We start from the raw sequence: 14,741 nt of genomic DNA on the forward strand, positions 1-14,741 counted from the left end.
AACCCGCATTGATGCCCGCAGTTCGCGCAAGACTAACCGCACTCAACAATTTGCGACTAGGGTCACACCCGAATGGGACAATCGAATCCGCGAAATAGCTCAACGTGAGGGTCTGCTTCTTACAGAAGTGCTCGAGAAGGCACTCGACGCTTATGAGAAACTGCTAGCTCAAAGGTAGCTAGCCGCTAGATACCAGCCATCTCAACGCTAGATAGCGGAGGTCTAACTGCTAACACGGGGATCTTCCGCTAGCTGCTAGCCAGCAGCTACTGAGTCACCTAGGAAGGGAGAGAAGGGGGTCAGAGGCAGCGAGAAAGGATCGGTCATGCCCCTCGTTGCGCTGAAACCCACCCAGACCATCGTGGACATCGTCGGCGCCCTCGGCGGCACCTGGCACGGCTACAACGCCATGTGCCGTTGCCCGGCCCACGCCGACAGCGATCCCAGCCTCTCGATCCGGCAGGGCCATGACGGCATCCTCGTTCACTGCTTCGCCGGCTGCACCGCCGAGGACGTGCTCCGCGAGATCGCGCGCATCAGACCCGGACGCACCTACGACCCACCCGCTGAACAGCGCACCGGCAGACCCGCCAACATCGAACGGCTGTGGAACGAGGGGTTGCCGATCGCCGGAACGCCCGCGGAAGCCTATCTCCGCTTTCGCGGCATCACCGGCGCCTTCGACGACCTGAGCTACCACCCGCGCTGTCCGTGGGGACCGAAACCGCATACCCGGTTCCTCCCGGCGCTGCTGATCGCGGCGCGGGAGGGGCGCACGCTGCGCTCGATTCAGCGCATCTTCCTCGACCTCGCGCATGGCGGCTATCTCGACAAGGCGACGCTCGGCACGCCGGGAGGTGCGACCTGGCAGGGCATGCGCGTCACCGACACATTGGCGCTTGGTGAGGGGTTCGAGACCTCGGCCGCCTTCACCCAGATCCACGGCATCCCGTGCTGGGCGACGCTCGGCGCGGCGCGGCTCGACCGTGTCCACATCCCCGATAGCGTCACCACGCTGATCTTCGCCGAGGACAATGACTTCGAGGGCCGACGCGCACGACGCAAGGCGTGGGCCGCCTATCGGCCGCGCGGGCTGACGCTGAAGCGGATGCCGCCACCCTCACGTTATGGCGACTGGGCCGACGTCGTGAAACCCGGAGCCTGAGAGGGAAGGGGGGTCGGGGTCGTGAGCTGCACGAGCAGCCACAGACCCGGAGACCCCCATGACCGACCTGTTCGACCCTGCGCCCGCGCGCGCCGACCATGCCACCGCTGCCGCCCGCCTGCTGCTCCCCGCGATCGCCGGCGACGCGAAGATCACCCGAGCGATGCTCAACGACGCGATGATCCGCGCCTATGGCGGCACCGACGCCGATGGTCACTGGACCCAGCGCGAGAGCTTCGAGGTGCTGGAGCATGCGACCGCGCTGGCGGTATGCGCAGCAGGCACCACGCCGGCGGTCGACGCCGCGATCGGGCTTATGGCGCGCCTTCCTACCCAGACCGTGCGCAGCGAGGAGCAGATCGACTGGCAGCAATTCTCGACCCCGCTCGATCTCGCCACGATCACGGTCATGCTCGCGAACGCACGCGCGGATGACATCGTACTCGAACCGAGCGCCGGCAACGGTCTCCTGGTAGCGGGCCTCCCGCCGATCGCGGCGCTCCAGCTCAACGAGATCGATCCCGCGCGCCGCGAGCGGCTGTCGGCCACCTTCCCGAAAGCCAGCGTTACCGGCCACGACGGCGCGCAGATCGCCAGCGTCATGGCATCCGCGGAGCGCCCCAGCCTCATCCTGATGAACCCGCCCTTCTCGCGCTCGCTCGGCCGCGGTGCCGACGCGCTCGCTGCGGTCCGCCACCTGCAGGCGGCGATCAAGCGTGTGCGGCCTGGCGGGCGCGTCGTCGCGATCATGCCCGACTGGTTCTTCAACTCCGCGCGCATGGGCACGATCTGGTCGACGACGCTGGCGAGCGTCGCGCTGCGCACCTCGATCCGGCTGACCCATGCCTATGGCAAGCACGGCACCGGAGTCGCGGTGCGACTCTATGTCATCGACAAGACGGTGGGTGATACCACGACGGTCACGCTCCAGCGCGGCGCCGTAAGCGACCTGGTCGAGGCGCTGGTCATCCCGCCCCGGCAGGATCTGATCCCGGAGGCCGCCACTCCGGCGCCGGTCAAGCGGGGCGGGGGGCTGTCCCTCCTGCGCAGCGTGAGATCGAAGCCCGCTGCCACCCCGCGCATCTTCCGCGCTCTCGCCAGGAACGAGGTTCTCCCGGTCGGCTACCAGGTACTCGAGACGCCGGCGCCACTCGCCGAGCAGTCCGGCGTCTATCTGCCCTATCGGCCGAGCCGTATCGTGTTCGACGCTGCCGGCGAGCATCCGACCGCGCTGGTGGAATCGATCGCGATGGGCTCGATCCCCGCGCCGATCCCCGTCCATGTTCCGTCGCTGCCCGAACGCACCGTCACCGAACGCCTCCTGTCCTCCTCGCAGCTCGAGACCGTCGTTTACGCCGGCCATGCCTGGACCCAGTATATCCCGGGCCTGAGCAAGCCAGACAAGGAGGGCGTGGGGCTGGTGCTCTCCGACGACGGACGCGCGTACCGCAAGGGCTATTTCCTGGGCGACGGCACCGGGGCAGGGAAGGGGCGGCAGGTCGCGGCCGTCATCCTCGACAACTGGCTGGCGGGTCGTCGCAAGAACATCTGGATCAGCAAGAACGAGGCGCTCCATGCCGACGCGATCCGCGACTGGACCGCGCTCGGCGGTCTCGCGGCCGACGTGCAGCCGCTCTCGCGCTGGAAGATCGACGAGCCCGTCACGATGGACGAGGGCGTCCTGTTCGTGACCTATCCGACGCTGCGCTCCAACCGCGGCGACGCCACCCGGCTCGATCAAATCATCGCCTGGGCCGGTGCCGACTTCGACGGCGTCATCGCGTTCGACGAGGCGCATGAGATGGGCGGCGTCGCGGGTGGCGAAGGGTCGATGGGCACCAAGAAGGGCTCGCAGCAGGGCATCGCCGGCGTTCTCCTGCAGAACCACCTGCCCGACGCCCGCGTGCTCTACGCCTCGGCGACCGGCGCGTCGGAGGTGAACAACCTCGCCTATGCCGTGCGGCTCGGCCTGTGGGGGCCGGAGACCGCCTTCGCCAACCGCGAGGCGTTCATCACCCAGATCCGGCAGGGCGGGATCGCGGCGATGGAACTGGTCGCGCGCGATCTCAAGGCGACCGGCCTCTACACCGCGCGCGCGCTGAGCTTCGCCGGGGTCGAATATGACATCCTCCGCCACGAGCTGACGCCTGAACAGATCGCGGTGTACGACACCTATGCCGATGCCTGGGCGATCATCCATCGCGGCCTTGAAAAGGCGCTCGAACTCACCGGCGTCGTCGACGGCAACGAGGGCAAGACGCTCAACTCGGGCGCGAAGGCCGCGGCGCGCTCGCGGTTCGAAAGCTGCAAGCAGCGGTTCTTCGGGGCGCTCCTCCTGTCAGCGAAGCTCCCGACCGTCATCGCGGCGATCGAACAGCATCTGGCGGCCGATCAGTCGGTCGTGCTGCAGCTGGTCAGCACCGCCGAGGCGATCCTCGACCGCCGCCTGGGCGAACTGTCGCCCGACGAGCGCGCCGACCTCGACATCGATCTCTCCCCGCGCGAGGCCGTGATCGACTATCTGACGCGGGCATTCCCGGTCCAGCAGATGACCTTCTTCCGCGATGACACCGGCGAGGTGCGCTCGCGACCGCTGTTCGACGAGAGCGGCCACCCGGTCACCAACCCCGAAGCCGAAGCCGAGCGCGACAATCTGGTCGAGCAGCTTTGCGCGCTGCCGCCGATCGCGGCCGTGCTCGATGCCATCATCACCCGGTTCGGCACCGAGATGGTCGCCGAGGTGACGGGGCGCACCAAGCGCCTCATCACGGTGAGCGGGGGAGGGCAGAAGCTCGAATCGCGCTCGGCCCGCGCCACGCAGGCCGATTCCGCCGCCTTCATGGAAGGCACCAAGCGCATCCTGGTCTTCTCCGACGCCGGCGGGACCGGGCGGTCTTATCATGCCAGCCTCGATGCGAAGAACCAGCAGCAACGCGCGCATCTGCTCCTGGAGCCGGGCTGGAGGGCCGATCGCGCGATCCAGGGCCTGGGACGTACCCACCGCACGCATCAGGCCTGCTCGCCCCTGTTCCGGCCCGTCACGACCGACTGCAAGGGCGAACTCAGGTTCACCTCGACCATCGCGCGGCGTCTAGACAGCCTCGGCGCTCTGACGCGCGGCCAGCGCCAGACCGGGGGGCAGAATCTGTTCGACCCGGCCGATAATCTCGAAAGCGACTACGCCAAGGCGGCGCTCATCAGCTGGTATCACCTGCTCGTCGCGGGGAAGCTGACCAGCACCAACCTCACCGATTTCCAGCATCGCACCGGCCTGGAACTGCTCGATACCGACGGCGTGTTGAAGGAGGATCTCCCGCCCATCCAGCGCTGGCTCAACCGGTTGCTGGCGCTGCCGATCGGGCTCCAGAACTGCATCTTTGACGAATTCCTGGCGCTGGTCGAGGCACGGGTCGCGGCCGCGCGCGAGGCGGGGACACTCGATGTCGGCGTCGAGACGATGACGGTCGAGACCGCGACCGTGCTCGACGATACGATCCTGCGCACCGACCCGGTCAGCAAGGCGACCTCGCACCTGCTGACGATCGAGGTGACCCGGCGCCGCAACCCCATGTCGCTCGAGCGCGTGCTGCGCATCGCCGATACCGACCAGACCGCCGTGTTCGTGCGCAACGGCAAGTCGGGCAAGGTCGCGCTGCGCACCAACGCGCGCTCCTGGCTGACCGAGGACGGGGTGGCGGTGTCGCGCATCGAACTGATGCGTCCGACCCGGCACGAATATCTCGCACTCGACGATCTCTACGAGACGGCCTGGGAGGAATGCAGCCGCGCACGGTTCGAGGCGGAATGGTCGGCCGAGGTCGACGAGATCCGCGGCAAGCTCGACGTCGAGACGATCCGGCTCGCGACCGGCCTTCTGCTGCCGATCTGGTCGGCGCTGCCGAGCGACCATCTCGTGGTCAACCGCGTGGTCGATGCCGAGGGTCGCTCCTGGCTCGGGCGCATGGTGTTCCCGGGCGACGTGCCGGCGCTGTTCTCGAAGATGGGCCTCGACAGCAACGACGTGCTCAGCCCGGCCGAGGTCGCGCGCGCCGCGATGGAGGGCGGGACGGTCACGATCCGGCGACCGTTCGTGTGCGAGGTGAAGCGCGTACGCGTCAACGCCAAGCCGCGCATCGAGATCAGCGGCGCACCGGCCGACCAGCTCGCGTGGCTCAAGTCGATCGGCTGCTTCACAGAGATCATCGCCTACAAGACGCGCGTCTTCATCCCCGTCGAGACGGCCGATGCGGTTCTCGCAAAGCTGATGGCCTGACCGGCACGATAACAGCCAGCTAGCAGCAAGGTAGCCGCTTGTCGGCGAGCCCCAGTCGCCCTCCCGCCCAAGCGGGAAACGAGAGGGGAGAAGGAGCGGGGAGGGTGTCCGGGTCGGGGGAAACACCCGTGCACCGGACACTTTCCCGCTCATGGAGACGATAGATGACCCAGACCGTCAAACTCGCGAAGCTGAAGCGTTCCGAGAAGAACGTGCGCACCACCCCGCCCAAGAATATCGAGGCGATGGCCGCCAGCATCCGCGCTCGCGGCATCATGCAGAACCTGCTGGTGACCGCCGCCCGCCCGAAGGGCATGTTCGAGATAATCGCCGGCGATCGCCGCTATCTCGGTGCGATGATGCTGGCCGAAGCCGGCGAGATCGTTGCCGCCGACTATGACGTGCCGGTCAAGATCATCACCGGCGACGAGGCGGACCTGCGCGAGGTGTCGCTGACCGAGAATTTCCAGCGCGAGCAGATGACCGTCGCCGAGGAATGCGTCGCGTTCCAGCACTTCCTCAAGACCGACGGTGACGTCGACGCGGTCGCCAAACGGTTTGGCCAGACCCGCCGCTTCATCGAGGGACGGCTGCGCCTCGCCGATCTTGCCGAACCGATCTTCGAAGCCCTGGCCGCGGGCAAGATCTCCTACGAGATGGCCAAGGCCTACGGCTCGACGGCCGACAAGGCCAAGCAGGAGCGCGTGTTCGAGCAGTATGGTCACTCGTCCTACGTCAACGCCGACCAGATCCGTCGCGCGATCGCCAACGACACGATGAAGGCGACGGATCCGATCGCGATCCTGGTCGGTGCCGATGCCTATGTCGCCGCGGGCGGCCGCATCGAGCGCGAACTGTTCAGCGAGGACGGTGACCGCTGGACCGACCCGGAACTCGCGCAGACGCTCGCTGCCTCGCTGATGGAGGCCGAGGCCAAGCGGCTCGGCGAGGAACTGGGCGTCGCATGGGTGCGCCCCGTCGCCACGACCAGCCTCTACGGCATCACGTCCGACCTCCACCGCGTGACGCTGCCGGCAGCGCCGCTGACGGACGAGGAACAGACGCGCTGCGACAAGATCGAGGAGCGCGTGCAGGTCATCGAGAGCGATATGGAGGACGAGGGTATCGATGACGACACCTATGCCGCGCTCGATGCGGAATCGGATCGGCTGCGCGAGGAATATCAGGCGATCCACGACAAGGCGCCCGAGCTGACCGACGAGGTCAAGGGCCAGGTCGGCGTCTTCCTGACGCTCGGCCGCGACGGCAAGATGACGCTCGACACGACCTATTACAGCGAAACGCCGATCCGCCTGCCCGGGGACGATCGGCCGCTGCCGTCGTCGCCGTCGTCGCGTCGCACCGCCGACCTGCCGCCCGAGGCGGTCGCTCCTGGCGGCAAGCCGCTCAGCGCGCGGCTCCATGACGAACTGGCGGTCCAGCGCCGCGACATCCTCGCCGCCTCGATCCTCGGCGATCCGGGGCTCGCGCTCGACTATATGCTGTTCTGCCTCGCCGACCCCAGCCACGGCTACGGCCGCTACGGGACGACGGTTCGGGCAGGGCGTCCGCAGGACCCGCAGATGCCCAAGGATCAGCCCGCCACGCAGGCGCAGGTCGCGATCGCCGAAGCCCGCGAGGGTCTCGACACGTCGTGGACGGAAGGGTCGAACCCGGTCGAGCGGTTCGAGGCGTTCCGCGCGCTCAGCGACGACGCCAAGGCGGCCTGGCTCGCGGTCGTGGTGGCGACCTCGCTCGAGGCCAAGCCCGATTACAGCTCGGTCACCACCAACCCGCTCCATGCGCGGCTCGCCTCGATCCTCGAGATCGAACCCGCCAAATGGTGGCGCCCTACCTCGGCGAACTTCTTCGACCGCGTGTCGAAGGGTACGCTGCTGGCGCTGCTCACCAACGTCGGGGGCGCGCCGCTCGCGGCCCGCTACATGGCCTCGAAGAAGGGCGAGATCTCGACCAGCTGCGAGAAGCTGTTCGCCGGCGAAGCGATCACCGAGGCGGAGACCAAGGACGCGGCGCTGGCCTGGGTGCCCGACGCGATGCGGTTCGATCTCGTGTCGGTCGCCGGTGCCGACGAGGCAATCGACGACGAGCCCGGCGATGAGGGCTTCGACGACGACGACTACGGCGACACCGATGATCTCGGTGCCGACGATGCCGGGATCGACAGCGACGAGGCGCTGATCGCGGCCGAATAGCCCCCCGATACCCCCGGCCCGTTCGTCTCCCGGGCACACCTTGGCGGCTGTCCCTCACCGGGGCGGCCGCCTTCTTTTTACCCGCGGACCGTCACGCGTGGCCCGCGCATCGAGGGAGCTTTCCCATGACCTTTCACCGCAAATCGACTGCGCCACGCCGCGATGTCGCGGCCGAGATCACCAACCTCATAATCGCCAAGCTTGAAGCCGGCGTCCTGCCCTGGTCGCGCCCCTGGGGACTGACCGGGGCAGGGGGGCGACCGCTGCGGCATTGCGGCACGCCCTACACCGGCATCAACGCGCTCTATCTCTGGGCGATCGGCGACGCCCAGGGGTTCTCTGGCCGCAACTGGATGACCTACCGACAGGCGACCGAGTTGGGCGGACAGGTACGGCGCGGCGAGCATGGCGCGCACAGCGTCTATTATTCGACCTTCTCGAAAACCGAGGCGGACCGCGTCACCGGCGAGGCGGCGACGAAGAATATCCGGTTCCTGCGCTCGTACACGGTGTTCAACGTCGATCAGATCGACGGTCTCCCGGCGTATTATTATCCGGTGCCCGCACCGCCCGAACCGCGCATCGAGAGCCGGCACCGCGCCGCGATCGATGCCTTCTTCGGAGGCCTGCCGGCGACCGTGCGGCATGGCGGCGATCAGGCATTCTATTCGCCGATCGGCGACTATATCCAGCTGCCGCAGCGCGGGGCATTCCGCTCGGACGATCATTACGCCAGCACGCTCGCCCACGAATATGTCCATTATTCGGGTGCGCCGCAGCGTTTGAACCGCGAGTTCGGCAAGAAGTTCGGCGACAACGCCTATGCGTTCGAGGAGCTGGTCGCCTGCATCGGCCAGTGCCTGGTCTGCGCCGACCTCAATCTGCCCGGCGAGCTGCACGACAACCACGCCAGCTACGTCGATCATTGGCTGAAGATCCTGAAGGGCGATTCAAGCGCGATCATCAAGGCCGCGGCGAAAGCCGAGCAGGCGGTGACCTGGCTCCATAACGCCGCCGCGGGTGGCGCGCCCGGGATCGACCAACCCGAAGCCCTCGCAGCATGACCTGGAGATCGCACCATGCACATCGAATTGCGCAAGCTGAAGGTGGTCGACGCTTTGTCCGAGGAAACGACCTGCTACTCGGCCGAGATCTGGATCGATGGGCAGCGCGCCTTCCTCGCCTCGAACCGCGGTCATGGCGCCGCGGACGATTACCATGCCGTCGGCAGCGTCACCGAACAGGCGGTCGATGCCTGGCTCGCCGCCAACCGGCCCGTCTCGCGGCTCGGCGACAGCGTCATGCCGCACTGCCTCGAATTCGAGGTGGCGGCGCTCATCACCCGGATCGAGGAGGCGAAGCGGCTGCGCCGGCAATGCCGGACGAAGCTGGTGACGATCGAGGGCGACCAGGTGTTCTGCTATCGGCTCAAGGGCAGGACACCCGCCATCGTGTTCGCCGGCGTGCAACGCCTCACCCCGTCGGCGCGCATGGTCAACGGCGATGACGCCGCGCTCGACGAGGCGGTCGCCGTGATGATCGCCCAGGCCGGGAAGCACGCCCCATCCTGATCGCATGACAGCTTCCACCCGATAGGACAGGATACGCACCATGCAACCGCAACGCCGCCCCCTCATCCGCGCACTCGCCTTCGACGAGGTCGGCGCCGCGATCGGCCGCCTCGTGGATGTCGCCTCGTCCGATACCGGGCAGGCCGCGCGCGTCGCGGACTTCCTGCTGGCGTGGTGGAATGGTGACGACAACGGCCACTTCCCCATCCTCCACCTCAGCAACTGCGACGCGATCATTTCCGAGGACATGCTAATTGTCATGGCCTGGCTCGCGCAGGAGCCTGCGATCTATCCCGATGCGTGGGGCTATCGTGACGCAATGGTCGACCTTGTCGGCCGATGGAGGCTGCGATGAGCGCACGGCCGTTACAACCATTATGGGCCTGCTTTCGTTTGCCCCGAACGCAATCATGGCGGCAGACCGTAGTGGGAGACTGGCATGAGCGATAATATACGGCTCGCGCTAATGCGGCAGGCGCTCGCGCTTTATGACGCGACCGACGACGGAGCGACCGTTGCCGCCTGTCATCTGCAGGCCGCGGTCGATGCGGAGCAGGGTCTGCGGCCTATGCAACCGGGCGAGGACATCGATCCTGAAATACCGGAGCAATTACGTAACTGGTTATCGTGAAGGGGAGGGGGAGCGAATTTCTGAGCGCGTGAGGCGCTCGGGAGATCGCTCATGCCCTACGATGTCGCCTTCCGCCACCAGCAGGCGCTCGACCCGAGCGCGCTGGTCACGATTGGAGCAAGCCTTCACGCCATCACCCGCGCGATCGACGACTGCCGCAACGCCGGCATCGCCTTCGAGACCGATCCCGCGGTCATCCTGCTCGCCCGCCATCTCGCAAGCGTCACCGCGCGGCAGTCCGAAGACGCGCTCCTCAAGCGGCGCTGCATGGACCGTATCGCCGAGCTGCGACAGCACCCGGCGCTGCTGACGCTCGCGGTGCGCGGCGTCGCGCACGATGCGGCCGCCAAGGATCGCTTCCACAGCGACGGACGCAAGGCGCTGCGCCGGCTCGCCGAAACGCTGGGGCTCGACCCCGCGCACTACGACCTTCGCTCGAACCGCAGCCACGCCTCCCGGTCCGGCGAGATCACCCTCCACGGCGAGGAGCTGTGGATGCAGCTATCGCTCCACGGCACCATGGCCGACCGCGAGGTCATCTACCGCCGCGTCAGCGGTCGTCACGATCACCTCGGGGAGCGCGACTGCTACGCCTCGATCCGCGACCTGCTCGCGCCCGAGCGGTTCGCCGTGCGGCTGCGCAAGGAATTGCGGCTCACACCGCCGGTCGCCGAGCCGGTCAGCCTGTTCGGCTGATCGATCACCCGTCCACACACGCGAAAGGACCGCCATCATGGGCTGGCTAAGCATGCCGCTGTCGTCGATGTTCCCGCACACAGGCCCCAAAGCCTATCTCGACGCGCAATTCACCTACGACAACCGCGATGCCGACGGGAAGGGCAAGGCGCTGCGCGTCATCGCCTCTTCCTGCCTGCGCAACAAGGTCTGGTACGCGGCCGTGGTGCCGTCGACCGACGGCACCGACGAACCCGCCTTCGCGGCCGTCTGCCTGGTCAGCTGGAATCCGCGGGCCAAGGACGGATTCGTGTTCGCCTACAAGGATATGACCGAACACGCCGGGCCTTGCGAGGCCGAATGCCCCGAGCGCATCCTCTCGCTGCTCGGCGATACCGACGATCCCGGTGCGCTCGACTGGCGCCGACGCTGCCTCGAGCGGCTCGCGACCCCGGTACGCCCGCTCGAACACGGCATGCACATCCGCTTGCCGAGCAAGGTCACCTTCGTTGACGGCTATGAGGGAGACGAGTTCATCGTCCACAAGCGCGGCCGCAAGATCTCGCTCGCGATCCCCGGCAACAGCTACCCGAAATATCGGATCGGTAACCTTCGCAAATGGGCGTGGACACTCGTGCCGCCCAAGCCCGAAACTCGCGTCCACAAGACGGTGTTCGGTTGATCGCCGACATCCCCCACGTCAGGATCATCGCCATGTCCGCCCCGTATCCGCCCGTCACACCCAGCCCGAAGCGGTCGCAGCTCTGCAGCCGAGCCCATGCCCAGCGCGTCGCCATGCGGATGTTCGATGCCGGCGCACGCCAGGTCTCGATCGTGCGCACCGGCGATCCGCTGCAACCCTTCCGCGTCCTCCCGGTCATCGTCGACGGGCCGAACGTCGAAGTCGAATTGCGCTACGCATGAGGGGCGCCCTGCTCCTCGGCATCGCCGCGCTCGCCGCCTGCGGGGCAGGGGAACCCCAAGGCCGCGACGGGGCGACGATCACCGGCGAGGGGCGGGCGATCGACGGCGACACGGTCTCGGTCGATTTCCGCCTGTCGGGGGCCGACGCCTTCGAGCGCAAGCAGATGTGCTCGAAGGACGGTGCCTGCTATCCGTGCGGCAAGTTCGCGCAGGATTCCGCCTCGCGTATCCTCAAGAGCAGTGTCGCCACGATCCGCATGACCGGCGCGAGCAGCTACGGCCGTCCGATCGCCATCGTCACGGTCGACGGCTACGACCTGGGCGAGCAACTGATCCTGCAGGGTCTGGCGGTGCCGGCGACGCAATATCTGCGCGGCGATCCGCAGCGCGCCGCGCGCTATGTCGCTGCGGCCGAACAGGCGCGATCAGCGGGCCGCGGCGCCTATGCGGGAGAATTCATCGATCCGGCGCGCTGGCGGCGCGGGGAACGGCTCGCGTGCGAGGCGCGTTACTGATATCCCCCCCTGGAAGAGGCGGTCCGGCATGCTCCCTTGCCGAACCGCCTTTTCTTTTTGTCGTCAGCCCTTGAGCTTCGGACCGGGGCCACGATCGTCGGAATCGTAATCGGGTCCCGGGTCATGCGACCAGGACGCGCCGATCGCGAACGCGGGGTCGAAGCGGCCCAACGGACCATCCGGCTCGGCCGCGACATACGGATTGACCAGCGGCTTCACCGGCAGCTTGTTGCGATAGATGTGCCCGGCGATGCGACCGCGCGCCTCCAGCAGCTTCTCCAGCCAGACGAGATCGTCGAGCATGGTCACGACGCCCTTGCCGGCGACGCAATAATAGAGGCACCGCTGGAAATCGTCGCACGCGGTGCTGAGGATCGTGGTCAGCTTGACCTTGCCCTCGTTCTCGCCCTCGTGGATCCATTCGAGCGATTCCCGCAACTCGCGCGCCGAGAGATACGCATCCTCCGGATTGCTGCCGATGCACGCCCCCGCGAGCATGCGCCGGGTAACGCGAATATCCAGATCGACCGACAATTCGGTGAGCACCGCATCGAGGTCGAACTCTCCGATAAATTCCGAACGCTTCATGGCCAGCTCCTTTGTTCATTGAACGTAACGTGAACAAAGGCGACAAGGCAAGCATTATGGAGTAGCTTCACCACCATGTGGCTCGTCCCACGCGATACCCGGGGTCTTACCCTGCGCTCGCCCGTACCCGACGTGGTGCGCGAGGCGCTGGTGCGCTGGTACACAGGCGAAGGCGAGGACAGCGATCACCGCGCCTCGGTCATCATGGTGGTCAAGGCACGCGATCATCACCAGTGGATAGCCTGCGACTGCCTGGGGGAGGGGACGGACCCGCCGCTACTCTCGCCGGCCTATCTCTCCGAAGCCGAAACCTATTACCTGCGCCGGCTCACCAGCATCCGCCAGCGTCGCCCCGAACATGACGTCGACTGCCCGTTCTTCCGGGAGCAGGCGCCGCCCCGCATCCGCGAGAAGGCGACCACCACCCCGCGCACGATCAACGAGCCCGACGGGCTGTTCTCGGCGCACCGGCTCGCCCCCGAGAAGCTGGCGCAGCTCCCTGATGACAGCGAACCCGACGATCGCACCCGCGGCGTCGCGATCCCGCGCCTCGCGCGCCTGCTGTGGCAGTTGATGGAAATGGCGCAGGTCAACGTCGTCGAACCACTCGAGGTCGGCGAGCCGCGCACGACATCGATGGCGAGCGAGTTCGCGGCGATGCGCGCCGCGGCCGAGCGGGTCCAGATCGCACCGGGCATCCCGCTCGCGCGCCATCTCTACACCCATATCGACCCCTATGAACGCGGCGTCGTGTTCGCGAAACTGCGCGAGGCGGCGAAGAAATGGCCGAGCGAGCACGCCCCGCAGGCCTTCCTCCTCCTGTATGCGATCGACGTCTCCGGCTCGACCATCACGCTTGCCGAAGGGCGCGAGCTGATCGTCAAGAACCGCATCCGCCACATCGGCGTCCACCAGCGCCACATCGGACCGCCGTATCTGGTCCTGGCCGTCGTCGGCGAGCACAACCCGCGCGAGGGCTATGCGTGCCTGCGCGCCTATGCGCAGCCGATCGCGCGCCCCGCCAATTTCGTCGCGATCCACAATCTCGCCGAACGCAAGACGATCGTCGGCCTGCTCGATCTCCAGTACCGGCTTCGCCGGCGCGGCATCGGCGTCGGGTTCAAGCGGCTCCTGTTCGATATCGCGACGTCGATCGGCGAGATGCGTCCAGACCTCCTTCTCGACCTGCGTGATTTCACCACCGGCGAGGTGATCGAGGCGGCGCTCGAGGTCGTCACCGGCGACGACGCCGATGCGCTCGGGCTGAAGCTGCGCCAGGTCGAGAAACTTCGCGAGATCGCCCCCGTCGTGACGATCCATGCCGAGGATCTCGAAGGCGACAGTCTCGAAACCGCCGTGCTTGACCAGCTGCACATCGGATGACGTCGTTGGCAGGAATTTAATCCAGGGCCACCATTCTCGCATCATGGCATCGACCACCCAAGCCAGAAACCAGCGGCGGATCCTGCGCTGGGCGCAGTCGTCGCTGTGCGCCGGATGCGGGATGCCCCTGCCGAGCCCGCGGCGCCTCGCCCGCCATCATCCCGATTACCCGACGTTCGACCATGTCACGCTGCGCAGCGCGGGTGGACGGCGATCGCTGTCGAACGGCCTGCTGAAGCATCTGCGCTGCAATCAGGCGCGCGGCGCGAGGCCGTCCACGGGGTGCGATGCGATCTGGATGACCGTGGTCGCGGCACGGCTAGCCGAGCGCCCGCGCAGCCTCAAGTCGATCTTCAAAGGTGGCGCTCGAAATCCCGGATTCCCGGCGCGCAAGGAAAAGGCCGCCCCGGTTGCCCGAAGCGGCCCGATCGTGTCATCGAAGGTCGGGGGGGTCAGATATCGTCGCCGAGCGCGCCCTTGACCGATCCCTTGACGTCCTGACCGGCGCCCTTGACCTTCTGCGCCTTGCCCTCGGCTTCGAGACTGGCGTTATCGGTCGCCTTGCCGATGCTTTCCTTGACGTTGCCGGCCAGCTTGTTGCCTGCCGCCTTCAGCTTGTCGGTTGCTTCACCCATGATCGATCTCCTGTCGTGAAATATCAGGACTGAGAACACTTTGCGCGTGAGCGCGATCCGTGCGGCCAGTCACGGCTGCACCATGAACGACCCTGCCTGCCGCCATCATCCCGGTCTGCCGAGGGGGAGGAGAGAGAGAGGGAATCTGTCGAATCCATTGAGGGAGAC

At 67.0% G+C, this 14,741-nt stretch carries 14 protein-coding genes; 12 read left to right on the forward strand and 2 right to left on the reverse strand.

Annotated elements, in window-relative coordinates:
• Positions 1-325: 325 nt before the first annotated feature.
• From FFS35_RS15380 to FFS35_RS15430, 11 genes are all read left to right on the forward strand, one after another.
• Positions 326-1,165 (forward strand): toprim domain-containing protein, encoded by an 840-nt coding sequence (locus FFS35_RS15380; RefSeq protein ID WP_010408880.1) that lies wholly within the window; start codon positions 326-328, stop codon positions 1,163-1,165.
• Positions 1,166-1,223: 58 nt separating this feature from the next.
• A complete protein-coding gene (locus FFS35_RS15385; RefSeq protein ID WP_062126477.1) occupies positions 1,224-5,438 on the forward strand; it encodes a strawberry notch family protein in 4,215 nt (1,404 codons plus the stop codon).
• Between the two features lie 164 nt (positions 5,439-5,602).
• Entirely contained in the window at positions 5,603-7,651 is a 2,049-nt protein-coding gene (locus FFS35_RS15390) for a ParB/RepB/Spo0J family partition protein (protein ID WP_037447387.1), read from the forward strand.
• Positions 7,652-7,776: 125 nt separating this feature from the next.
• The gene (locus tag FFS35_RS15395; RefSeq protein ID WP_062126480.1) at positions 7,777-8,715 is read left to right on the forward strand and encodes a zincin-like metallopeptidase domain-containing protein; all 939 of its coding nucleotides are present in this window, start codon (positions 7,777-7,779) and stop codon (positions 8,713-8,715) included.
• A gap of 15 nt (positions 8,716-8,730) precedes the next feature.
• Positions 8,731-9,222, forward strand: a complete 492-nt coding sequence (locus FFS35_RS15400; RefSeq protein WP_016510938.1) for a hypothetical protein — start codon at positions 8,731-8,733, stop codon at positions 9,220-9,222.
• A gap of 40 nt (positions 9,223-9,262) precedes the next feature.
• Positions 9,263-9,577, forward strand: a complete 315-nt coding sequence (locus tag FFS35_RS15405; protein ID WP_010408907.1) for a hypothetical protein — start codon at positions 9,263-9,265, stop codon at positions 9,575-9,577.
• Between the two features lie 84 nt (positions 9,578-9,661).
• On the forward strand, positions 9,662-9,853 hold the full coding sequence (locus tag FFS35_RS15410; protein WP_024310640.1) for a hypothetical protein: 192 nt from the start codon (positions 9,662-9,664) through the stop codon (positions 9,851-9,853).
• 51 nt (positions 9,854-9,904) lie between these two features.
• Positions 9,905-10,549 (forward strand): hypothetical protein, encoded by a 645-nt coding sequence (locus FFS35_RS15415; protein ID WP_010408914.1) that lies wholly within the window; start codon positions 9,905-9,907, stop codon positions 10,547-10,549.
• A gap of 52 nt (positions 10,550-10,601) precedes the next feature.
• Positions 10,602-11,210 (forward strand): hypothetical protein, encoded by a 609-nt coding sequence (locus tag FFS35_RS15420; protein WP_231729971.1) that lies wholly within the window; start codon positions 10,602-10,604, stop codon positions 11,208-11,210.
• The gene (locus FFS35_RS15425) at positions 11,207-11,452 is read left to right on the forward strand and encodes a hypothetical protein (RefSeq protein ID WP_079247040.1); all 246 of its coding nucleotides are present in this window, start codon (positions 11,207-11,209) and stop codon (positions 11,450-11,452) included. The genes FFS35_RS15420 and FFS35_RS15425 overlap by 4 nt, the downstream gene beginning before the upstream one ends.
• On the forward strand, positions 11,449-11,967 hold the full coding sequence (locus tag FFS35_RS15430) for a thermonuclease family protein (RefSeq protein WP_037447358.1): 519 nt from the start codon (positions 11,449-11,451) through the stop codon (positions 11,965-11,967). The genes FFS35_RS15425 and FFS35_RS15430 overlap by 4 nt, the downstream gene beginning before the upstream one ends.
• A gap of 63 nt (positions 11,968-12,030) precedes the next feature.
• Here FFS35_RS15430 and FFS35_RS15435 read toward each other — a convergent pair whose 3' ends face one another.
• Positions 12,031-12,555 carry a hypothetical protein gene (locus FFS35_RS15435; RefSeq protein ID WP_016510268.1) on the reverse strand — a complete coding sequence of 175 codons (525 nt, stop codon included), beginning with the start codon at positions 12,553-12,555 and terminating at the stop codon, positions 12,031-12,033.
• Between the two features lie 75 nt (positions 12,556-12,630).
• On the opposite strand from FFS35_RS15435, the gene FFS35_RS15440 reads away from it, so the two are divergent.
• Positions 12,631-13,938 (forward strand): hypothetical protein, encoded by a 1,308-nt coding sequence (locus tag FFS35_RS15440; RefSeq protein WP_062126483.1) that lies wholly within the window; start codon positions 12,631-12,633, stop codon positions 13,936-13,938.
• 452 nt (positions 13,939-14,390) lie between these two features.
• Here FFS35_RS15440 and FFS35_RS15445 read toward each other — a convergent pair whose 3' ends face one another.
• On the reverse strand, positions 14,391-14,573 hold the full coding sequence (locus FFS35_RS15445; protein ID WP_016510257.1) for a CsbD family protein: 183 nt from the start codon (positions 14,571-14,573) through the stop codon (positions 14,391-14,393).
• Positions 14,574-14,741: the final 168 nt, after the last annotated feature.

The organism is Sphingomonas sp. 3P27F8 (genome assembly GCF_005502745.1).
GTDB lineage: Bacteria > Pseudomonadota > Alphaproteobacteria > Sphingomonadales > Sphingomonadaceae > Sphingomonas.